General features: G+C 55.7%; 25 protein-coding genes. 9 read left to right on the forward strand and 16 right to left on the reverse strand.

From position 1 onward, the window contains the following. Positions 1-76: 76 nt before the first annotated feature. Positions 77-517, reverse strand: coding sequence for a DUF3995 domain-containing protein (locus tag ACW9IR_RS13335; RefSeq protein ID WP_007910751.1), 441 nt, complete (start codon positions 515-517; stop codon positions 77-79). A gap of 94 nt (positions 518-611) precedes the next feature. On the opposite strand from ACW9IR_RS13335, the gene ACW9IR_RS13340 reads away from it, so the two are divergent. Both ACW9IR_RS13340 and ACW9IR_RS13345 read left to right on the forward strand, forming a co-directional pair. Further along, on the forward strand, positions 612-1001 hold the full coding sequence (locus tag ACW9IR_RS13340; RefSeq protein WP_016982997.1) for a DUF2946 domain-containing protein: 390 nt from the start codon (positions 612-614) through the stop codon (positions 999-1001). A gap of 92 nt (positions 1002-1093) precedes the next feature. Next, a complete protein-coding gene (locus tag ACW9IR_RS13345) occupies positions 1094-3226 on the forward strand; it encodes a TonB-dependent receptor (protein ID WP_457463596.1) in 2133 nt (710 codons plus the stop codon). Positions 3227-3318: 92 nt separating this feature from the next. On the opposite strand, the gene ACW9IR_RS13350 is transcribed toward ACW9IR_RS13345, so the two are convergent. The 3 genes from ACW9IR_RS13350 to ACW9IR_RS13360 all read right to left on the reverse strand — a co-directional run bounded on the left by ACW9IR_RS13350 (position 3319) and on the right by ACW9IR_RS13360 (position 5127). Then, positions 3319-4335: an ABC transporter substrate-binding protein gene (locus tag ACW9IR_RS13350; RefSeq protein WP_457463598.1), complete on the reverse strand. Its 1017-nt coding sequence runs from the start codon at positions 4333-4335 to the stop codon at positions 3319-3321. A 127-nt stretch (positions 4336-4462) separates the two neighbouring features. Next, on the reverse strand, positions 4463-4660 hold the full coding sequence (locus ACW9IR_RS13355) for a hypothetical protein (protein ID WP_034152423.1): 198 nt from the start codon (positions 4658-4660) through the stop codon (positions 4463-4465). Then, positions 4657-5127, reverse strand: a complete 471-nt coding sequence (locus tag ACW9IR_RS13360) for a hypothetical protein (protein ID WP_102902075.1) — start codon at positions 5125-5127, stop codon at positions 4657-4659. The genes ACW9IR_RS13355 and ACW9IR_RS13360 overlap by 4 nt, the downstream gene beginning before the upstream one ends. 400 nt (positions 5128-5527) lie before the next feature. Between ACW9IR_RS13360 and ACW9IR_RS13365 the strand changes: the two genes are divergently transcribed. After that, positions 5528-5779, forward strand: coding sequence for a hypothetical protein (locus ACW9IR_RS13365; protein ID WP_102902074.1), 252 nt, complete (start codon positions 5528-5530; stop codon positions 5777-5779). A 48-nt stretch (positions 5780-5827) separates the two neighbouring features. Then, positions 5828-6064 (forward strand): DUF2789 family protein, encoded by a 237-nt coding sequence (locus ACW9IR_RS13370; protein ID WP_007910733.1) that lies wholly within the window; start codon positions 5828-5830, stop codon positions 6062-6064. Here ACW9IR_RS13370 and ACW9IR_RS13375 read toward each other — a convergent pair. The 3 genes from ACW9IR_RS13375 to ACW9IR_RS13385 form a co-directional block, all read right to left on the reverse strand. Further along, positions 6021-6275 (reverse strand): hypothetical protein, encoded by a 255-nt coding sequence (locus ACW9IR_RS13375; RefSeq protein WP_095120316.1) that lies wholly within the window; start codon positions 6273-6275, stop codon positions 6021-6023. The genes ACW9IR_RS13370 and ACW9IR_RS13375 overlap by 44 nt on opposite strands. Positions 6276-6388: 113 nt before the next feature. Continuing rightward, positions 6389-7993, reverse strand: coding sequence for a methyl-accepting chemotaxis protein (locus ACW9IR_RS13380; protein WP_457463602.1), 1605 nt, complete (start codon positions 7991-7993; stop codon positions 6389-6391). Positions 7994-8210: 217 nt separating this feature from the next. After that, positions 8211-8615, reverse strand: a complete 405-nt coding sequence (locus tag ACW9IR_RS13385) for a TraR/DksA family transcriptional regulator (RefSeq protein WP_008084239.1) — start codon at positions 8613-8615, stop codon at positions 8211-8213. A 401-nt stretch (positions 8616-9016) separates the two neighbouring features. Here ACW9IR_RS13385 and ACW9IR_RS13390 point away from each other — a divergent pair, with 401 nt between their 5' ends. From ACW9IR_RS13390 to ACW9IR_RS13410, 5 genes are all read left to right on the forward strand, one after another. After that, positions 9017-9925, forward strand: coding sequence for a MurR/RpiR family transcriptional regulator (locus ACW9IR_RS13390; RefSeq protein WP_457463604.1), 909 nt, complete (start codon positions 9017-9019; stop codon positions 9923-9925). 61 nt (positions 9926-9986) lie between these two features. Next, positions 9987-10592, forward strand: a complete 606-nt coding sequence (locus ACW9IR_RS13395) for a glutathione S-transferase (protein WP_457463606.1) — start codon at positions 9987-9989, stop codon at positions 10590-10592. Between the two features lie 2 nt (positions 10593-10594). Beyond that, a complete protein-coding gene (locus tag ACW9IR_RS13400) occupies positions 10595-11698 on the forward strand; it encodes a DNA alkylation repair protein (protein ID WP_457463608.1) in 1104 nt (367 codons plus the stop codon). 200 nt (positions 11699-11898) lie between these two features. Next, positions 11899-13080, forward strand: a complete 1182-nt coding sequence (locus ACW9IR_RS13405) for a hypothetical protein (RefSeq protein WP_457463610.1) — start codon at positions 11899-11901, stop codon at positions 13078-13080. A gap of 463 nt (positions 13081-13543) precedes the next feature. Further along, positions 13544-14581 (forward strand): DUF4365 domain-containing protein, encoded by a 1038-nt coding sequence (locus tag ACW9IR_RS13410; RefSeq protein ID WP_457463612.1) that lies wholly within the window; start codon positions 13544-13546, stop codon positions 14579-14581. 175 nt (positions 14582-14756) lie between these two features. On the opposite strand, the gene ACW9IR_RS13415 is transcribed toward ACW9IR_RS13410, so the two are convergent. The 9 genes from ACW9IR_RS13415 to ACW9IR_RS13455 form a co-directional block, all read right to left on the reverse strand. Then, entirely contained in the window at positions 14757-15413 is a 657-nt protein-coding gene (locus tag ACW9IR_RS13415) for a DUF2931 family protein (RefSeq protein ID WP_457463614.1), read from the reverse strand. A gap of 10 nt (positions 15414-15423) precedes the next feature. Beyond that, entirely contained in the window at positions 15424-16080 is a 657-nt protein-coding gene (locus ACW9IR_RS13420) for a DUF2931 family protein (protein WP_457463616.1), read from the reverse strand. A gap of 505 nt (positions 16081-16585) precedes the next feature. Next, positions 16586-17242 (reverse strand): DUF2931 family protein, encoded by a 657-nt coding sequence (locus ACW9IR_RS13425; RefSeq protein ID WP_457463618.1) that lies wholly within the window; start codon positions 17240-17242, stop codon positions 16586-16588. Then, a complete protein-coding gene (locus ACW9IR_RS13430; protein ID WP_457463620.1) occupies positions 17242-18783 on the reverse strand; it encodes a T6SS phospholipase effector Tle1-like catalytic domain-containing protein in 1542 nt (513 codons plus the stop codon). Before ACW9IR_RS13430 ends, ACW9IR_RS13425 begins: the two co-directional genes overlap by 1 nt. Positions 18784-18919: 136 nt before the next feature. After that, positions 18920-19282 (reverse strand): DUF6124 family protein, encoded by a 363-nt coding sequence (locus ACW9IR_RS13435; RefSeq protein WP_016982978.1) that lies wholly within the window; start codon positions 19280-19282, stop codon positions 18920-18922. A 434-nt stretch (positions 19283-19716) separates the two neighbouring features. After that, the gene (gene dapF / locus ACW9IR_RS13440; RefSeq protein ID WP_457463623.1) at positions 19717-20535 is read right to left on the reverse strand and encodes a diaminopimelate epimerase; all 819 of its coding nucleotides are present in this window, start codon (positions 20533-20535) and stop codon (positions 19717-19719) included. Next, positions 20516-21019 carry a GNAT family N-acetyltransferase gene (locus ACW9IR_RS13445; RefSeq protein WP_457463625.1) on the reverse strand — a complete coding sequence of 168 codons (504 nt, stop codon included), beginning with the start codon at positions 21017-21019 and terminating at the stop codon, positions 20516-20518. The genes dapF and ACW9IR_RS13445 overlap by 20 nt, the downstream gene beginning before the upstream one ends. A gap of 13 nt (positions 21020-21032) precedes the next feature. Further along, positions 21033-21245 carry a DUF4287 domain-containing protein gene (locus ACW9IR_RS13450; protein ID WP_457463627.1) on the reverse strand — a complete coding sequence of 71 codons (213 nt, stop codon included), beginning with the start codon at positions 21243-21245 and terminating at the stop codon, positions 21033-21035. Between the two features lie 103 nt (positions 21246-21348). Beyond that, positions 21349-22227, reverse strand: coding sequence for a tetratricopeptide repeat protein (locus ACW9IR_RS13455; protein WP_457463629.1), 879 nt, complete (start codon positions 22225-22227; stop codon positions 21349-21351). Between the last annotated feature and the right edge of the window lie 112 nt (positions 22228-22339).

The raw sequence follows: 22339 nt of genomic DNA on the forward strand, positions 1-22339 counted from the left end.
AAGAACGCATTCCAAATGTGGGAGCGAGCTTGCTCGCGAAGGGGCCGACCAGGTCATCAGAAATTTCAGATCAACCTCAAACCCAAGCCACCGCCAACAACCCCGCCCCCAACACCGCACACAATGGCGAATACACCCAGGTGTCCAGCCGCGCAAACCGTGAGTCCTTCACTTCCTTGAAAAACCCGACCAGATTGGAATCACCAATCGCCCGGGCAAACATCAACAGCGCAATCGCGCTGATCACCCATTGCAGCGCCTTGTGCGTCACCGCCGGCATTCCCCAGCCCACCCGCATGCACACCAATGCCGCAATCACCAACAACGCGGCCGCCACGATCAACGTGAGCCAACCCGAAGGCTTGAACGCCGGCCGCACCGTTGCGACAAAACCGCGCACCGGCACCTGCGGCACCACCACCGCTGCCGCCCATTGCCCACCCAACGCCCAATACACGTGCATCAAGGCGATCACCGCGAACGTTGTCACCAGCCATTGAGCCAACACAAAGGTCATGGTTGAAATCCTTGGAAAGGGATTTGAACAAATCATCCTAGTCGGATTTTTTTCAAGTGCACGACCGATCAGCGGTACGGTAAAGTGCCGCCCCATGAAATTCTCCCGTTCCGATCGCTCACTGCTGGCCTGGATGCTCTATTGCTGCGTCCTGTTCAACGTGTTCGCCTGCAGCATCGGTCACGGACAAATGGTCGGCATGCAGCTCAACGGTATCGGCGGCCAGTTCTGTACGGTCGACCCGGCCACTCAAGCGCCGCTCGCCAGCAACCCCACTGAAGAACAACTGCCGACCCTGTCCAAGGCGTTCGGCTGCCCGCTGTGCTCGGTCGGCGGCGGCATGGGCCCAGCGTTCAACTCCAGCCTGACCTTGGCGATCCTGCCAGAACAGCACAGTCCGCCACTGGCGCCCATCGTCAGCGCTGACCTCCCTGCCCGCTTCACCTGGCCTTCAGCCAACCCTCGCGCCCCACCGCTCGCCTGAGTGTCTTTGCGTTTTTGATTTGTCAGCCCACTGCGCCAACGCGCGGCGTTTGCCTGTGCGCTGACTCCTAGACAAGCATTCAGGATTCAATGATGAAACAACTCACTCTGCTGGCGAGCCTGTGCGGCTGCCTGTCCGTCAACGTCTGGGCGCAATCCACCGTGGATCTCGCGCCGATCACCATCGAGGGCGAGTCCGGCGCGGAACCGGGCCTGAGCCTCGACCAGTCCAGCGGCATGGCCTCGCGCCTCGGCTTGAGCGTGCGCGACACACCCGCCTCGGTGGCCATCGCCAAGCGCAACGATATCGAACGCCATGGCGCGCAGAACTTCCAGGACGCCGCCAACACCTTGCCCGGGGTCAACGCCAGTGCGCCGCCGGGATTTGGCGGTTTCGTTTCCTATCGCGGCTTCACCAGCAGCCAGATCACCCAGATGTTCAACGGCATCAACGTTTCCGGCGGCCTCGCGCGGCCTGTCGATTCGTGGATCTATGATCGTGTGGAACTGGTCGGCGGCCCGTCATCGCTGATCAATGGTGCGGGCTCAGTGGGCGGCTCGCTGAACTACGTAACCAAACTGGCCACCCGCGATGAACAAGCAGTTGAAGGCCGGGTCAGCTACGGAACCTACGACACCACCGAAACCGCGTTCGGCCTCAATCATGCACTGACCGAGCCGAGCGCCGACGTGCAGCACTACGCGCGACTCGACGTCAGCCACAACACCAGCAACGGCTACATCGACCGCCAGGAGCGCGATGCCTGGAGCGTGGCGTTCTCGCTGCTCAGCGATCTCACGCCCGACCTGTCGCACACGTTGGCCCTGGAATATCAGGATGAACATGAAGACAGTCCGTACTGGGGCACGCCCGTGCTCAACCCCAAGGCCGGCGAGCTGAAGATCGATAAACACAACCGCTTCAACAACTACAACGTCGAGGACGGTCGCTACGAGCAGCGGACGATCTGGGTTCGCTCGATCATCGATTACCGGATCAACGACAGCACCACCCTGCGCAACACGCTGTATCACCTCGACAGCCAGCGCGATTACCGCAATCTCGAAACCTACCAGTACAACGCCGACAACACGGCAGTGAATCGCTCCACTGCGTATCAGGTGCGCCATCAGGGCGAGCAGAACGGCAACCAGTTCGACCTGCGCCACGACAACACGCTGTTCGGTCTCGACACGACGTGGTCGGGGGGCTTCGAATACAAGGTCAACCAGACCACCAACTCGCCGCTGAACGTCAAAGGTGCGAGCACGGTTGACCCGAACAACTATCGTCCGGGGCATTTCTACGACATCCCGGGCACCAACCCCAAGTTGATCAGCGACAAAACCAACGAGGTCACCACCAAGGCACTGTTCGTGGAAAACCGTCTGGCGTTGACCGACAAACTGTCGCTGCTCACCGGTCTGCGCTATGACGACATTGACCTCGACGTGACCAACCATCGCACCGTGACCGCCGCCAACCCCAAGCACCTCAAGCGCAGTTGGGAGCCAGTCACCGGTCGCGCCGGCCTGACGTACCAATTCATTCCATCGGCAAACGTCTACGTGCAATACAGCACCGCCGCCGAGCAACCGAATGGTACGCAGGACTTCGACGTCTCGACTGGCAAGCAATGGGAGATCGGCAGCAAATTCGATTATCTGAATGGACGTGGCTCGGCGACGATTGCCGCGTACACGATTGAGCGAAAGGACTTCGCCGTGACGGATCCGCTGGATCCGGCCGGCAGTATTCCGGTCGGTCAACAGACGTCGAAAGGAGTGGAAATAGCCAGTTCGCTGCGGATCACTGACAAGTTGCTGGCCGAAGGCAACTTCGCCTGGGTCGATGCGCAGTACGATGATTTCACCGAAAAGAATGCTGCCGGCGTGGTGGTGTCACGCAAGGGCAATACGCCGACCAATGTGCCGGATCGAGTTGGCAATCTATGGCTGACTTATGATTTTTCGCCGCAATGGCAAGGTGGGGTTGATGCGCGATATGTGGCGTCGGTGTATGCGGACACGGCCAACACCATGACGGTGCCGTCGTACACCTTGTTCGGCAGCTTCCTCAGCTACAAGGTTGATTCGCACACCACCGTGACCGGGCGCGTGCGTAATCTGACCAATGAGGTGTATGCCGAGTTTGCGCATGTTTCGCCAGCGTATTACCTCGGAACACCGCGTACTTTTGAATTAGCGGTGCAGACGAAGTTTTAAAAGCATCGCGAGCAGGCTCACTCCTACAGGGGGGGACGCATTCCAAATGTAGGAGTGAGCCTGCTCGCGATGAGGCCATCAGTCTCAACCCTTTACTTCAAATCAGCCGAAACCTTCTCCGCCACATCCTTCGCCAACCACGCCTGCCACACATCCGGGTGCGCCTTCATGAAGGCCACCGCCGCGTCACGCGGTGCCGTGTGCTTCTCGCTCATGTCCGCCAACGCCTTGTTCAACGGCTCGATCGGAAAATCCACTTTGCTGAAAAACTCGGCAATCTGCGGGTACTGCTTCTGAAACGGTGTAGACACGCCAATCGACAGCTTCGACGCCAGCGACCGGGTCGGTTTTGGATTAGGGTTATCGGCGTCAGTCAGCGTCTTCCACGCCTCAGCATCAAACGGCGGTTCCTCAAGCTGCACCAGCTTGAACTTGCCGAGCAACGGCGTCGGCGACCAGTAGTAAAACAGCACAGGTTTGCCACGACGAATCGAAGAACTGATCTCGGCATCCAGGGCCGCCCCCGAACCACTGCGGAAGTTGGTGTAATCATCCTGCAAGCCGTAAGCGGTCAACTTCTGCTTGTTGACCACTTCCGAGGTCCAGCCAATCGGACTGTTGAGGAACCGACCCTTGCCCGGTGTTTCCGGATCCTTGAACACGTCCTTGTACTTTTTCAGATCACTGACACTGCGCAGATCCGGCGCCAGCGGCTTGATGCCTTTGGCCGGGTCACCCTTGATCACGTACTCCGGCACCCACCAGCCCTCGGTAGCGCCTTTGACGGTATCGCCCAGGCTGACGACTTTGCCTTCGGCTTCGGCCTTGACCCATACCGGACTGCGCCCGGCCCACTCCTCGCCAATGACCTGAATATCATTGTTGGCCAGTGCGGTTTCCAGCGTGATGGTGGTGCCAGGCAAGGTGTCGGTCGGTAAGCCGTAACCCTTCTCGACGATGATCCGCAGCACATCGGTAATCAGGCTGCCGCTTTCCCAGTTCAGGTCGGCAAAATGGATCGGCGCCTGGGCGGCCATCACCGATGGCGCTGATGTCAGCAAACCGAACGTGGCCACGCTGGCGGCCAATAACCGTCGAAATCCGTTCATGCATTGCACCTCGTGCTGTTCACAGCAATGGCAGGTTGGCCTGGCAGAAGACCGCAAGCCTCTGAATACTCAGTCAACTGACTGTAGCCGAGGTTCCTGCTTTTTCCGGGCCGCGCTCCGGACGAGGTTATGAATCAGACTTTTCCTGCAGGCTTTGCAGCTCGCGTCTGACCATGCTGGCGTATTCCGCAGGACGCAGTGCGTAGATCTGCGCAGCCAGCCAATTCAGCCAGGCGCCTTGCAGTTCGGCCTTGGCGGCGAATAAACGCCGAGCCTCCTCGCGTGCAGTGTCGAGGTTCTGCGCATGGAAATCCGCGCGGCTCACTCGCTGGCCTTGAACGTCACCAGCTCGCCCTTGCGCCACTTGGCGGCTTTGGCGGTAACGGCTTTGAGGGTCTTGGTCAGCCCTTCCTGCAACTGCTGGTTGGCCGCAAACACGGTCACCACGCTGTGGCCTTCCTTGAACAGGATCGCGTGCCCGTCGGCAGTGTCGACAAAGGCGTAATCGCCCAGTCCATAAACCGTGAGTTTGATTTCGCGAAAACGGATATCCATCTTGCCGCCTTCGCGGCTGGGCAAGACCGATGCACTGAAATGATCGCCGACCTTGAGCTTGAGCCCCGGTTTGTCATCGACCACCAAGGCGCTTTCGGTGTCGATCTCGGCCACGTAAATGCCTTCAGCGTTCTGTTCGGTGATGTAAACAAAACGCGACTGGAACAGCTTGACCAGCTTTGCACGCAAATCACCCAACACGAACAAAGCATGCATATCGAGATTACTGACTGCCAAAGAAACATCCCCACATCTGAAAAAACCGCACACGGAAAACGCGCACGGCAAAAAACCGGCCAGGCCGATGTCACTGCCAAATAAATCAATAAAGCCCGAATCGAGCAGAGTGCTCATTCAACGCGAGGTTGCTAAGACTACTGGATTGTCACCCGCAAAACTCATCCCGATGTCGCCAAAACTTGAAGGAAAAATCCTCAGCGTCGGCAAGAGCATTCTGACTACGAACTTTAGGGAAAATTCTCACGAAAAAAAGCACTTTTCCGACATATCGCTGGCGAAAAATTGCTTTAGATAAGCCCTGTCGTCAACAGGTACTGGCGATTCTAGAGCAGCGATGCTCATTACGACTACCCGCAACGGCCTTTAAATCCCGGCCGACTGATGAAAAGGACTTCATATGTGCACTCTGACTCACTTTGCCATGACTGCTGACGACCGGATCAAATCACCACTCATACTGAGTGCCACTGACATCAACGACCATTGTCCCCGATTTCAGGTCGTGCCCGCCGGCAACGCGTTCTTTCACATAAAGGAAACATCGACCGGACGCGTAAGAGGTTTCCGCGAAGATCACAACGAAGCCTGCGCCCTTGCCCGCTCACTCGAGTCAAAGATCGAACTCCTGGCGAACGGCTGCCTCAGATAAAGAGAGCGATCGAACGCGCCATACCGGCGCCCACCAAAGGAGTACAAGATGGAACTGCCAGCATACGATCTGAAAACCCTGTTCGATCAACTGGGACTGCCTTCAGAAGGTAACGCAATCGACGATTTCATCGAGGCGCATCCGCTGGACGCCAATACCAAACTTATCGACGCCGACTTTTGGTCGCCGCAACAAGCACAGTTACTCAAGGAATGGCTGAGGGCCGACGGTGAAGAAGCGGTCATGGTCGATGAGCTGAATGTACGCTTGCATCGCGGCAAGTAATCACGGGGCAGTGAAGGCTGTCGGTCGGCTCGGCGTGCATCTGCGCTAGCCACGCAGCCTTGCACTCTTCCGCTTCGTCGCGACTGGCAAAAGCGGTGCCGCGACGCTCGCCATTGAGCAGCACCACCCAGCAAACGCTACGACCCATTGCGCGCAAACCGGACGGCACGCCACTGCCGATCATCACGGCAACATCAACTCTGCACTGCATGCAGCCCTCCCGAAATCATTAGCAACCTAACTAAGTGGTCAGATTAATGGTTTCTTTAGAACGGAAACAGCAAGCTCCCTGCACAGATTCATTGCATCGGGCGTAACAATCCCTCAGCGCGGACCTTCCGGCTTATAGCCCAGACGCAAACCACCCCAGTGCCGGCCCTTGATCATGATCGGCACCGACAGGTCATGCATCAGCTCACCGGTGTCGCGGGTGTAGGTCTGCAACAACACCGGTTGCTGATGGCTACCGCAGCGAATACCGGTGCGGTCGGCAAACTTGCGTTTGGTGCGATTGTTGACCGCATCGACCTGCGCATCGCCGGTCAATGGCTGACTAAACGCCTGATTATGGGTCGGCACATATCCCTGCTGCGTACAGGCTATGGCGAACACCAACCCCTCGTGACGCGGCAACAAGGGCTCCTGAATCGCCGGCAGCACCTGATCGGTGTAACGGTCGAAACGGGTCTGAAATTTCGCCGGCTGCGTATTCGGGATCGGCTGATACTGGCGGTCGAACAAGTCCTCGAGGCTGATCCGCCCCTGCTCGACATCCGCTTCGAACCGCGCGGCAATCTGGCTCGCCCCTTCGCGGGCCAGATCGTAGATGCGCTGGTGATAGTCATCCAGCCCGACTTCGGCCAGACGCTCGCTGATGGTTTCCGCCTGCCCTTCCATCTGCACTGCGGCTTCGGCGAGGCGGCGAGTTTGTTGATCGCTGATCGCCAGGTCGCTGCGCATCTGCTCGATAGCCTTGAACAGGCTGTCGAGTTGTTCGCGATTGGTTTCCGCACCCTGAGCGATTTCACCGACCTGGGTTTCCACCCCGGCGGCCAGTCGCGCGATGTTCTCCAGATGCTGGCCGGTGTGCTCGACCTGCTCGACACCGGTCTGCAGATCACTCGACAGCTGGCGAATCTGCTCCACCACCTGCGCCGTGCGTTGTTGAATGTCGGCGACCATCTCACCCACTTCACCGGTCGCCGAGGCCGTGCGCGCCGCCAATCCACGAACCTCATCCGCCACCACGGCAAAACCGCGACCATGCTCACCGGCCCGCGCCGCTTCGATCGCCGCGTTCAATGCGAGCAGATTGGTCTGGCTGGCAATCGACTGAATCACCAGAGTCACGCGCTGAATATCGTCACTGCGCACACTCAAGGCTTCGATCAATTCACGGCTGGCATTCGCGCGCTGACTGAGCTGATGCATGCGCGCGATCGAATCCACCAGTTCCGTGCGCCCCGCCACGCTACTGTGATGGGCCTGACTCGCTGCTTCAAGCGCGGCACGGCTGAGCTGCGAAGTCGCGTGTTCGGTGGCGATCATCACCTCGGCATTGCTGACGATTTGCGCCGCCGCATCCAGTTGCGATTCGAGTTTGCTCGCCAGTTCCTTGACCGAAAACGCCACACCCGCCGCCGATAAGGCGTTATGACTGGTGGTATAGGAAAGGTCGCGGGTCAGTTCGGACATGGCGCTGCCGCTGTCGGCAGGCTGGGTATCGGGGATGGCGCGAGAGCGCAAGCGCGGCAGCCAGACAATCAGCACCGCCAGCGGCGTGCCGATGTACAGCGACCATTCACCTAGCGTCATGCCGGCCAGCAACAGCATCAGGGCGATGCTTTGCAGGGTCGGTGCGATCCAGCGGTTTTTCGGCAAAAGCACTGGTGCAGGCAAAGCCCCAACCAGAGATCCATCTCTCGTCATATCAACACCCCACGCTTGTTCTCATTATTGTGACTGCATTAAACGCCACTACAACGCCATTATCCATGGTCCGTTAGTCGTGGGGTCTGTGGCAGGTCAATGGAATCGCGCGGAAATATTGCGGACGATAAAAAGCTTCGCGGGCAAGCCCGGCTCCCACAGGTTCGGTGTTGAACCTTGTGGGGCGGACTTGCCCGCGATCACAGCGCCGGAAAAATCAGGCCTGACGCTGGTGCTTGTCGATCTGCTCGTGACGCTCTTGAGCTTCGATGCAGTACTTGGTGGTCGGGCTGATCAGCAGGCGTTTCAGGCCAATGGCCTCGCCGCTGTCATCGCACCAGCCAAAACTGTCTTCCTTGATGCGCTCAAGGGCTTGTTCCAGTTGCGGCAGCATGCGCTGGTCGCGATCGATCGCGTTCACCAGCCAAGTGCGCTCTTCTTCAACCGAAGCCGCGTCCGCCGGGTCAGCCGGGGTGTCCAGGCTTTCGATGGCGATACGATTTTGCTCAATGCGCTCGTGGGTTTCGACTTTCATGTTCTGCAACAGCTCAGTGAAGAAAGCGTGCTGCTCGGAATTCATGTAGTCATCTGCCGGCATGGCCAGCAACTTGTCCTTTGTCATTGATATCTCTATAAAAAAACGTGCATTAAGGCGAATTAGGGAGCGTTTCGGCGAACCGCGTGCGGTCGGCGAAAAGGCATCGTTTATTGCAAATGCCACCCGGCACTCAATTTACGAGGGGCGGCAGTCTAAGGCCCGAATGAGGCCTCAGCAACTGTAAATACAGGGAATTTGTCCGACAACGTCCGGAAACTGCTCTGACACAGGGTTCACACGGCCATCGGAGTGCGTTTATAGCAAGAAATTCAGTCGAGCGGCTGTATATAGAAGACAAACGGCTAACCACGCAGCGCCCAGACGCAATTTTTTACCACGCACTGCATCGTTTCAGCAAAGCAGAACCGCAAAAGCCCCCCTACTATCAGGCCCACCGTGTGATCAAACAGCCTGAAGGATGACCTATGCCCCGCCCCGATCTGCCGGCCACCGACGAGGTTTCACTCGCCAGCCCCCCGATCAATGCCGAGCGCCTGCTGCAACTGATCACCGACGAATACGACGCCCTGCCGCGCCAGCTCAAACGCATCGCCAGCTACATCAGCCAGCAGAGCGACCGGATCATGGTCGACCGCATCAGCGACATCGCCCGCGAGTGCGAAGTCCACCCGTCCGCCATCGTCCGCTTCTCGCAACGCTTCGGTTTTAGCGGCTTCAGCGAAATGCAGGCCTTGTTCCGCAGCGCCTACACGCACAAAGCCTCACCGGTGCAAAACTACCAGCAACGCATCCGTAGCATGATCGCCAACCAATCGCAGCAAGCCAGCGCCGGCGACCTCGCCCGCGAATGCATCGACGCCACCCGCTCCGGCATCGAACGCCTGGGCCGCGAACTCGACGACGCCGCGTTCGAAAAAGCCGTCGACCTGATCGTCAACGCCGACAACATTTATGTCGTCGGCGTGCGCCGCTCCTTCGCGGTCGCCGACTACCTCGTTTACAACTTGCAACACACTCAGAAACGAATTCATCTGGTGTCCGGGCTCGGCGGCAGTTATCGAGAGCAGATGCGCAGCGTGCGAGCCAACGATCTGGTCATCGCCATCAGCTTCGTGCCCTACGCCAAGGAAACCCAGCACTGCCTGCGCTTCGCCCGCCAGCAGCAGGCCAACACCCTGATCCTCACCGACAGCCACCTCTCGCCACTGGCAAAACTCGCCAACAGCGTATTGCTGGTCAACGAAGGCAGCGCCCTAGCCTTTCGCTCGCTGAGTGCGACGTTGTGTTTGTGCCAGGCGTTGTTTGTCGCGGTGGCGTATCGGCTGGAACTGAATGTTGATGAGATTCACGAACAACCCGGCTTCGACGACTGACAATTGCCTCAACGTCGGCTAGGTTATGCCTTCCCACCGGTTTGACTTGAAGGAACGCGTCATGAAACTGATCGGCATGCTGGACTCCCCTTACGTGCGCCGCGTGGCGATCTCCGCCAAACGCTTGGGGATCGACCTCGAACACGAGTCGGTCTCGGTGTTCCGCCACTTCGAGCAATTCCAGCAGATCAACCCGGTGGTCAAAGCCCCCACGCTGATCCTCGACGACGGCGTGGTCCTGATGGACTCGACGCTCATCCTCGACTACCTCGAAGCCAGTTCCGGCAAAAGCCTGCTGCCAACCGACCTGAAACAACGCGCCCAGGCCCTGCGCCTGATCGGCCTCAGCCTCGCCGCCTGCGAAAAAGCCGTGCAGCTTTATTACGAACGCAACCTGCGCCCGGCCGACATTCAATACCAGCCGTGGGTCGAACGCGTCGAAGGCCAACTCGCCGCGGCGTTCACCGCCCTCGAGCAAGAACTGGAAAAAACCGGCCTGCCCACCGACGGCACCCTCACCCAGGCCGGCATCAGCCTCGCCGTCGCCTGGAGCTTCACCGACCTCGTCGTCCCCGACCAGATCGACACCCGCCGCTACCCGCACGTCGCCCAATACACCGCCTACGCCGAAACCCTCGAAGCGTTCGTCAGCACACCGATGACCTGACCATGAGCACCACCGACACCGCCGCCCCGGCGTTAAAGGAAATCTTCAACGCCGAGCGCTTGCAACACATCGCCAGCGAAATGAGCGCCGTGTACCCGGCGTTCAAGGCCAAAGCGTTTCTCAAACACGCCCAGGACGGACTCGCCGAATTATCAGTGATGCAACGCATGGCGCGTGTCAGCGAAAGCCTGCACGCCGTGTTGCCGCTGGATTACCAAGATTCCCTAGAAGTGCTTTTCGAACTCGCGCCAAGGCTGAACAGCGGATTCGTCAGCATGTGTTTGCCGCACTACGTCGCTAGCTACGGCGGGCATGCGTTCGACACCTCCATGGACGCCCTCAAGTACTTCACCACCTTCGGCTCCTCCGAATTCGCCATCCGCCACTTTCTGCGAAGCGACCTGAAGCGCTCGCTGGAACGGATGCACGACTGGACCCGCGATGAGAACCACCACGTCCGACGACTCGCCAGCGAAGGCAGCCGCCCTCGCCTGCCTTGGTCGTTTCGGTTGGACGCGGTGCAGGCGGATCCGCAGTTGGCCGCCGGGATACTGGATCGGTTGAAGGCGGATGAGAGTTTGTATGTACGCAAGTCTGTGGCGAATCATTTGAATGATGTGACGAAAGTGCATCCGAAGTGGGTGTTGGACACGATTGAAGGTTGGTCGTTGGAGAACAAGCACACGGCGTGGATTGCGAAGCATGCGTTGCGGAGTTTGATTAAGCAGGGGGACTTGCGGGCGCTGACGGTGATTGGTGCCGGGGCGAAGGCTGAGGTTGAGTTGTTGGATGTGCGGGTTGAGCCGGCGGTGGTGCGGTTGGGGGAAGCGATTACGTTGTCGTTTGTGGTGAAGTCGACGGTGGCGCATGAGCAGCGGTTGGTGATTGATTATGCGATTGACTATGTGAAGGCGAATGGCGGGGTTTCGGGGAAGGTTTTTAAGTTGAAGACGGTGGTTTTGTTGGGGTTTGAGAGTGTGGTTGTGGGGAGGCGGCAGGTGATTAGGGACTTTACGACGCGGAAGCATTTTTTGGGACGGCATGGGGTGCGGGTTATGGTTAATGGGGAGGTGTTGGGTAGTGCTGCGTTTGACATCGTTGCTTGATGAGGCCGCGTTTGGATGGCTTTACTCGGAGCAATAGGGAATTACGGATGGGGTGACTTTCGGCTAGGAGCGGACACTCGAATGAAATTTAATTGATGCTACCGAAGCAAGCCGCCGCTCCGGAAAATCTTGTCTCACGTGGCTTATACTCTTTAAATTAAAATATCATTTATCGACTTATTGATCATCAAGGAAGTGAAATGGAGAACCCAGTAGATATCTGCAAGCGGAACCTCGGCCGCATTCTTGAGCTAATACAGGATCTTTTGAAAAAAATAGGCGAAAGCCCGTTGACTAGAGCCGAACGCGAAGCAATAAAAAATTTCGAAATAAACTATAAGAACTTCAATATGCGCACTACCGCCTCGTCCATAGACGTGGAGGCGGCAATCACAAGTGCGAGCGGCGCAGCGGTACACGCGCAAGCCCTAGGCACAAGTATTGGTAATAGACGAAACGTAAATATAGAGATTTTGCAAGCTGCCAAGCTGTTACAAAGCGCAGCTAACAGCTTTCGTGACGTCATTGATTCTGGCGAAGAATTTACTGCCCCCTATGTTCTTTCTGTAGAGCAAAACCCACTAGAAACTCCAGTAAGAAGCAATGAATCAATTACAAGTCATGAAAAAAACATTATCGAATTGCAAGCGAGGCTTCGATCGGAAATTGAAACCTTTGAGAGAGATATTACAAAGGGAGCTGAGGAAATTGAAGACCTCAAAAGGAAAAGTTTTGAGTATTCACAAAAATCTCAGGATGAAGTTTCTGCGCTTCGTAGCAACATCGAGCACTTGAAATCTGAAATTTCAGGACTTCAAGATCAAATGATTAAAGAAGCTGGGAAAGCCGCGAAAATTTCAGAAGATGCGGAGCAGCGTAGTAACGAAGTAAACACTCAGATTGACGGGCTTCTTGGGCAAACCGCCTCTAAGGTACTGCTAGTAGACTATGCAAATACGGCAGAAACAGAGGGCAAGGCCGCCAACACTTTGAGGGGATGGTCTTTAGCATGCATGGGCATGACAGGCATAATACTGTGCTTCGCACTATATGAGTCTATCAGCGGAGGCCTAGATTGGAAGCAAGCAATTTTTAGAGTGGTCACCGCGATCGCTCTTTCAGTACCAGCTGCATATCTTGCGCGCGAGTCTGCTAAGCATAGAAGCCAAGAACATGTTAATAGGCGGATATCGCTGGACTTGCGCGCAATAACGCCTTATATCGCAACTTTGCCAAGCGAAGAACAGAACAAAATCAAATCAGAGGTCGCCTCTAAGATTTTCGGGATGCAAGAAGCTGGAAGCGCCTCCACCGACAATTACCCAATAAATATTCAGGAGCTAGCAAAGATGCTAATTGAAAAAATCCCTACTCCAAAATAGCTTTAGCAAAAAAGGGCATGAATAATTTTTCCTCACACAACCGTAAGTTTGCCAGATGAAAATTTGGCAGAGTTAACGTTGACTAGCGTTAGTCTTAGGTGATGAGCACACCGAAAACTGCGACAGGGGGAAGAGAATCACTAAAAAGGGGACTGAATTATTTCTAGAAAATAAATCAGCCCCCCTCGATTCAACATCATCGCGACTTAAACCCAAACAAAATTTAGTAGCAACACTAAGAAACCCTTGGACAATCGTGAATTTTCACAGCGAACTAGCTCCGACATTCAACCTACATCCACCTCATTCCATCCGAATCAGATCAAAACCTCCAATGACCACTTAACACAACAACCCCAGCATTAATAACACTAACCATCACCGTTAACTTACTTCATAAAAATACGAAAACCAAACCAATCACTTAAAATCCATCACTTTAACTACAAAACTGGACTTGCATATGTCAAAACGAGCAATCTCTCAGAAAATCGGAGCCAGGGGCCACAAATGGTTGTACTCACATATTGAGGAAAATCCACATTGGCTATCGCGAGACCTCGGCGAGGACTACGGAATTGATATGGAGTTCGAATTACACGAAAATTACGTGGAGGGCGAAATACTAAAGGTTCAAGTCAAATCAGTGGAGAAACACACACAAAAAGAAGGCCTTGTAAAATTAACAATCAGTCGTAAATACCTTCGCTATGCAGACGCCTGCCGGTACCCCGTTATACTTGTATTAGTTTGTCTTGAGACGAAGCAAGCGTGGTACATCTGGCTCCAAGAGTGGTTACTTGAACAACGAACAAAACTCGACCCTATGGCCGAGAATAGAAGAAGTTGGACAGCATGGGTACCAGTGGGGCAAACCATCCAAGCAGGTCTATGCGCAGAACTCAAGTCTATCGCACGCTGGGAGGGGCAAACTCAGTTGACCCTGACTTTATACGACGCAATTCGATGCGCAAAAGCCGCGAACAAACCCACAATAGCTGAAGCGGTACAACCGCTGGTGAATATCTCTTCCTCATACGCCGGAACTACTGGATTAAATACCCTTATAGAAGAAGCTATTAAACTCGGAGACACACTCAGAGGCACCCACGAAGGAGAGTTAGTTACACAACAGATTTACGAAATAATTAGACATGCAGGGGAAGTCGTAACAAAAGAGACTGCAATAAAACTTGTCGCGCGAGGAACCTCATATTCACGCGCGGGGATCAACGCTCTCTGCATCCTATATGACGAACATCGACCTCATGCTCTTTCGCTGGATCTATCAACTGCATTTGAAAAACTCATACCCGATGTATCTTTTTATTGCGCCTTTCGAGAAAAATACCAGGACAACCATATTTCTCCTCCGAAAGATTTTCGACATGCCGGACTAAAATACGTTGAACCTGATGATGCGATGAGTAAATACATCAATAGAGGGGCTTCCGCCATACTCGACTATTTAGTATTAGACAATCTCACAACCATCGAGTAGCCACTACAAAAAACTGAGCCAAGGCTTTTGAAACAATCAGGGCAAGACTGCGATAATACTGACGTAATTTTACCCTGATTTTCTCCACCGACTACTCAGTGGCCAAAAGGAGAATATAAGGAATAGACAAACATTAAATATGGTCCGCCCCATTTACCTTTAATTGATGACGTTTTTACCAACTGCCATACGGAATGCCAAATTTCTCGATATACCGCTTGGACTTTTCGCTGACAGGATACGCGTAACGCCCTTGGTTCTTGCCTTGACTAGGCCCTAGCGGTTCGATTTCCGCCTGTGCTTTGGCGACTTTGACAGGATGGTGGCATGAGTCCCTGACCCAGATTTGCACAACACCACCGGGCGCCAGGCCCAAGTGGATAGACGCGTTGTAACGCCCCTTTTGTTCAGGTGTTTTTGCACAGCGCTGGTTGACGGACTCAAGCATGAGTTGTCTGGCTTCCTCTGGAATGTCGACCCAGACCTTATACGTTTGCGGTTCAGCAATGGATTGCCAACGGACATAGATCCGTTTGGGAAGATCAGCACCAACAACAGCTTTTCCTGTGCTTCCCACGCCATGCCAACCACGGGCAGAGTCTGTGCCGTCTTCCGGTTGACCGCCTGAGGCGGATCCTCCGCCAGTGCGCAAGAATGTCTCTCCCTTGATGTCTTCCACTGCGGTGTCCTCGACCCAAACCTTCATGTAATGAGGTTCGGTGAACGCGAGTTCCCACCATGGAGACCTAGGATCATTTTTTGTGGAAAGCGGATCAGTTGACTGGCAACCGGTAATTAACAAAGCAACAAGCATCGTTATCAGTTGTTTCATCGAGTGACGATTACCAACTCCCATAGGGAATGCCGTACTTGTCGATATACCGCTTGGCCTTCTCACTCACGGGATAAGCATATTGACCACCATTCTTACCCAACTCGGGCCCCAGCGGCTCCAACTCAGCCTGGGCACGAGCGACTTTAACTGGCCGCCGGCATAAATCTCTTACCCACACTTGCACCACACCACCCGGGGCGAGTCCCAAATAGACGGAGGCCATGAAGCGTGCTGTTTTCTCGGGGGTTTCCGGGCAGCGCTGATGGGTAGATGTCACCATCACCTGCCTGGCTTCTTCAGGGATATCTACCCATGCCCGGTAAGTTTTTTGCTCTGGTATCGATTGCCAGCGGACTAAAATCCGCTTAGGTAGTCCTGCACCAATAACCGGCTTGCCTGTACCTCCAACACCAATCCAACCACGCGCAGATTCTTTCTCGTCATTCGGCTCTGCACCGCTGGCGTTCCCTCCCCCGGCTCGCATAAAGGTCTTACCGTCAATGTCTTCCACGGAGCTGTCTTCAACCCACACGTTCATGAAATTAGGTTTGATGAAGGCCAGCTCCCACCACGGGTATTTGGGATCGCTTTCACCTGAATTGGAGCTTGTTGCGTGACAGCCTGTGAAGGCTAAAACGCTTAATAGAGCTACAAGTATTCTCATTACCAAAGCTTCCAATCAGCTACGTGAGGATGCTGCACGCGAATGCCATCCTCCGTGGGTACATTGATGTAGAAAAAGCGAGACAGATTTATTTTTTGAACATCACTTCGTTGAGATCTAGCTCTTCATAGGCCCCCACCTCCGTCTTATAGACGGAGATCGAGGATGTACCAAGTTCGGATTGTAAAAAATCAACAAGCATTCTGAGGTTGCAGTTTTTATACATGGAAGTCGGACGTACTACCGTTGCCTTACCGAGGTCACCATCGTAGGTTCTGACGTGAAACTCATCCATTTCATTCCGAATCACGTAGTTGAAACCACGGCACTCATATCCCGCGTCGTGGTCGACATCATCGAAGCGTGTAGTTTTTTCAATTCTCAAAATAAATTTCCGTGATCCGACTAGCGCCAACCAAACGCAATGCGACACTCAGATAGCGTAAGGGAACAGCCTCGTGAAGCGCTTCATTAAAGGCGAGGTTGTAGGTCAAAAGAACGCTACTCACCAACTCTCGTACGGAATGCCGTACTTTTCGATGTAACGTTTGGACTTTTCGCTGATGGGATATGCGTAGCGCCCTTGATTCTTCCCCTGACTGGGCCCCAGCGGATCGATCTCCGCCTGAGCTCTGGCCACCTTGACAGGACGGTGGCAAGAGTCTCTGACAAAAACCTGCACAACGCCTCTAGGAGCCAGACCCAAATAGATAGACGCGCTGTAGCTAGCCTGCTGTTCCGGAGCTTCCGGACACCGCTGATTAACCGACGTCACCATCAGGTTCCTCGCCTCTTCGGGCACATCAACCCAAACCTGATATGTCTGTGGCTCGACAATTGATTGCCAACGCACGTAAATGCGCTTCGGAAGATCAGCGCCAATCACGGCTTTTGCTGCACCACCTACTGCGTGCCAGCCCCGAGCGGATTCTTTTCCGTCCTCAGGCTCCCCGCCTGCGGCGGTCCCTGACCCTGTGCGCTTGAACAACTTACCGTTGATGTCTTCAACCGCGCTGTCCTCAACCCACACCTTCATGTAATAGGGCTCGGTGAACGCAAGCTCCCAAGATTCGGATTTGGGGTCGTTCTTCGCCGATAGCGGATCAGCAGATTGGCAGGCAGTCATGAATAGCGCGCACATCAGGGTCACAAGAACTTTCATTACCAAAGCGTCCAGTCAGGTACATGAGGATGTTGCACGCGGATTGAGTCTTCCGTGGGGGCGTTGATGTACACCGCGTTGATCCCGCTACCATCTTTTCGGCCAAGCGGATGGTTCCAGTTGGCGGAGGTGTGAATGTACTTCAATTTCAGCAATTCATCTTCTTGCGCTGTGACGCTGTAGTCCCCCGCCAAGAATCTATCGCACAGGGGTTGCAGCTCTTCAGGAATGGCCAGATCAGGTGTATCTGGAATGTCGTTGAATCGAGCGCCCTTTTCTTTTGCCAAGCGGTGCATCACTCGCAGGTAGACCCTCGACAACATGCCACTCACCGGGCGTTTAAGCTGCAGAGCGGCGTACACACGCTTCACATTGGGACTGAGTCGATCTTGCGGGCTGTTCGGCATCAGCAATGCATCGGGCGTTACGATCTCAAGCATTTCCGCAGGCCAACCTTTGGCTAACCATTGGGCCTTGGCATTGACGGCATCGCGGTAGATCGAGGTAGCCGTGACATCAGTATTCAAAGGCACGATCAGTGTTTGCATGGGACTTACAAGCACACATTCCTGCGCCTCCTCCAGATAGCCTCCGCCGATATCCGAATGCACACCCGGCAAGGTTATCTCCAAGTGATCCGCTTTGACGCGACTGAGTGCGAAGTTGGCGCGGCATTCATCACGGGCAGACAACTGGACGACATCGGTAAAAAAACGACGATCGAGATAGAGTTTGACCCCGGTCGCTACAGCGCTTTTGATATTGCCAAGATTCGACCAACCCGCAATCGATGGGACGGTATCGAACAAGCCGATAAACCCCATGTTGATATCACTTTTATACTGGTCGTTGAATTTAGGACTGAAGGCTCTGGGCAGGTTTCTCAGCACGGTGCCAAGAGGGCCACGACTGGTGCGGACGATCTCATTGGCAAAATGTCGAGCTGCGGCGGCGCCACGACTGAAGCCAAACGTATCGAACGTCAGGGAAGCAATTTCACTGCCGGGGTTATCGATCAAGACTCGGCTGATAGCTTGTTGAATGACTGGAAATGAGGACTCGACTCGACCAGCAACACCTGTTTCACCGCGTCCGGTGCCAGAGCCGAACTTACTGTCTTCTTCTCCGGAGCGGGTGCCAATACCCTCGATATAGACGACGCGGGAGGTTCGCTTCAGCGGCCCCTCTCCTACTGCGTCAGGTACTGCGTCATACAAGTCGCTCAGCCTTTTTACATTGCTGACATCGTTGCCGTAACTGCTATCCGGATCGCTCATGTAAGGCTGACAACTAGCAGGAATATCTTCCGGCGCAATCGGATGCTGCGCCCCACACAGCAATCCCGCCGCCGTGTTATTCGCATTATTCCCAGTGCCATCAAAGAAAACCCCAATCCTCAACGCGATCCCGATTTTCTCAGGTTCGCGCGCAGGTTCTTTCCCGTGTTTCTCATATTCCGCCCAACGCTGGGCGTGAATATCGACGGGTTTGGCTTCTTCGTAGCGGTAGTTTTTCGGGGGGTTGGGTACGTAGCCACTCATCCGTGATTCCTGGTTCTGATCCTTGAGAACGGCCCGAAGGTTGACAGCCGTGGCTGGGGGGCGCAAGCCGTGGCCGTGTGCCAGCCAGGGTGTGACAGCGGGGTTCGACGAGGGTTTCCCCTCGTCGGGGTGGGGGTTAGCTGGCGATTTCGACGTTATCCAGCGCTTGATTGACGGCGATTTCGCCGAGCATCACGACCTGGGCGATGCCCAGTGCGGTTTTGCGGTGCGGGGTGTCGAGCATGGCGGCGAAGTTGAGGAGCATTTCGCTGGCGGAGCCGAGGGTTTCGCTGGCGTTGGCGAGCAGGGATTCGCTGTTGTACTTCGGGTTGGCGAGGTACATGCGTTCAGGTTGTTGGGTGCTGGCCATGATTTGGCTGGCGGGTTTGAGGTAGTGGTCGAGGGCGCGTTCGGCGGCTTCGTGGAATCGCTTGGAATCGGGGGATTCGTAGGGGGATGTGGGGTCGGTTTCTGGTGGGTTGGGTGTTGGTTTGATCATTGATGAAGCTCCTACGTCAAAAAAGGAGCCATCACTCTCGCTACCAAACGAGGGTGGCGGCCATGCGCAGGTTGGTAGACCGGGACGTAGAAAACCGGCGCGCCCGAAGACGCCCTGTGCATGACCACCATAAAAGCCGTGTCGAACAGACACTGCGAATCATGATGCTTAAGCAATCTACGAAAACTCTGGGCTACCAAACCCGATCACTGTTTTTCAGTGACCGACAGACGATAGAACCCGCGACCTAGACGCACAAGCCGGCGGATTCTGGCTTAGTCGTAGGTAACGGCGCAAGGCGTTGTAGGGTTTCGGTGGTTACTTGAGGCTTCGTTTAAACAGTGGTGGTTTTTACTGTTTATTTCGCTCAGTGGTTGATGGGGTGACTGGATGGGCGACTTCGCGAGCAGGCTCACTCCTACAGGGGATTGTGTTCACTTGAGGTCGAGTTGGGTGTCTGGGATTGTGCCGGTGAAGCTCGACTCTACCGGGCCGCTCAGGGTTACGGAGCCTGAGCCATTCCAGTGAACGGTGACGGGGCCGCCGTCGCATTCGACGTTGACGGTGTGGTCGAGCAGGCCTCGGCGGATGCCGTTGACGGCCGCGCCACATGAGCATGAGCCGGAGCCGAGCGGGATGGCACCGTTGCGCTCCCAGATGCGCAGGCGGATGTGTTGGCGGTCGATGATTTGCACGAAGTGGACGTTGGTTTTGTGTGGAAACAATGGGTGGGTTTCTAGGCTTGGGCCGAGGGCGGCGATATCGACGGAACTGAGGTCGTCGACGAAATAGGTGCAGTGCGGATTGCCCATGTTGCACGCGGTTGGAGCGCCGGCGAGCGGTAGAAATAGCGTGTCGTGTTCTTGCGCCAGAGGGATGTCTTGCCAGTCGAACAACGGTTCGCCCATGTCGACCGCGATCAATCCGCTGGGCGTGCGTTCGCAGGTGAGCAGGCCACGGTTTGTGCGCAGGGTGATCGATGTTCGGCTGGCTTCGCGCATCAACCTGTCCGCCACGCCACGGGTGGCGCTGCCGCACACGTCGAGCGCTGAGCCGTCGGCGTTCCAGAATTCCACGCGCGCATCGGCGTCTGCGCAATCGAGGACCACGGCGAGTTGGTTGAAACCGATGCCGCGATGACGATCACCCAGGCGCCGGGCGAGTTGATCGGTGACGCGGTTGGTGACGTTGCGTGTGTCGATCACGACGAAGTCATCGCCGTTGGCGTGCATCTTATGGAAGGTGAGTGGCATTCGCTGCGCCTCTGATCCGCGTCATGTTGATCAGCGCTGAACGTTTGCCACCCGGCGCCGGGCGCTCTTCGATGGAAAACGGCACGAAGCCAAGTTTCGGGTAGAGCAGCAGGCCTGCGGTGTTTTCGTTGAAACAGGACAGTTGCACTTCCTTGGCCTGGTATTTTTCGAAACCCAGCGCGGTCATGGTTTCGACAATGTACCGCGCCACACCTTGCCCACGGGCGTAGGGCGCGACGATGACGTTGCCGATGCAGCAGATGCCATCGTGCTCAGCGCGGTAGAAATTGGCGAAGCCAACGAACTCGCCGTTGGCCAGAAAAGCCGTGGAGTCGAAGCGTTGGCTGATTGCGCTGTGCATCTGCTCTTCCGTTAGCGGGAAGTTTGCTTTCGGGAACATGAAGAACAGCTCTTGTTCGCCTTGGGGAAAGCTGCAGAGGGTGTTGACGTCGTCAGCCGTCACTGGCCGGTGGGAGAAATTCATCGCTGCCCTGCCCTCACTTTTTATCCGCCAGATGATGCGCAACCAAGGCGTTGGCATGACCGTGGCCCATGCCGTGTTCCTGCTTGAGCCACGCCACCAGTTCCATGTGTTTCTTGTCGGTGATGCCAGCGAGCAGGCTCAGCCAGTGATCGATGGGCTGGCCGTATTTTTTCTCGATGGAGGGGAAGTACGACGCCGGGCCTTTTACCTTGTTGTCTTCGCTCATGCTGCAAGCTCCCTGTGGTCACGACGGAGGGTCGGCGGACGCTCCTTGTCGGCAGGTCATAGAGTGGACGCGAGAGACTGTTCCGGCAAGTGGCCCGGCCAGTTCAGTTCACTCCGACCTTGACCGGAAACTCTGATGACCAGGACTCCTGCCCGGCCTTCAAAATCGGCTGCGCCGGGTAACGGTATTCGCTGAGGGCCTTGACCACCGCTTGGTCCACGTCGTTGTTGCCGGAGCTTTCGACCAAGGTGATGTGCGGCACCAGCGAACCGGGTTTGCCTTTCGCCTCCAGCGTGACGGGTTTACTCGCGGTGCCGGGTTTGATCTGTCTGTTCAACAGCAACTCGGTATCGTGTATCGCTGCTGCGAGGCTGTTGCCGACGCCGTCGTACCATTTTTCGTTGTAGCGCTGTGTCTGCTCGGTGGTCAGCGTCAACACCTGGGCGCGGACCCGCTGCACGCTGGCCCATGCCTCGTCATCGATGCGCTGAGTGGCATTGAGGTAATGCGTCAGCGCACCGGACAGATCCTGTGGGCCACCTCGACCTTCTTCCATCAACCGTGCCAGCGCGAACTCGCTGTAGGTACTCTGACGATGCGCGAGCGCCAATTGATAAAGCCGTCGCGCTTCGACAGCATCGGGCGCCTGACCGCTGCCCTCATCGGCCATGCGTGCCAGTTGCTCATACCCGGCGCCATCCACGACAGCGACAGACTCATAAAGGGCCCGGGCCTTGCGCACATCTGGTGATAAGCCGCCACGACCAAACTCATACAACACGCCAAGCGCAATCTTGCACTTGAGGTTGCCGTTGCTGCTGGCTTCGCGAACATAGTCGAGGTGTTCAGCGGAAAGGTCTTTCACACTCGAGAACACCATGCAGCGGGTGCCGATGAGGCTTTCTTCCTGAGGATTGGGTGGAGTGCTCTTGCAGCCTGCAACGAGGGCAGTAAGCGCCAGTACAGCAACAACCTTGTTCATGAATGGCATCCGTTGAAATCGTGCAGATTTCATCGGCAGGCAGGCGGAAAACCTGAAGTGTCGGTTACTCGAACACACCAGAAAAAACTGTGGGAGCGGGCCTGCTCGCGAA

The organism is Pseudomonas sp. SDT291_1_S447 (assembly GCF_054070155.1).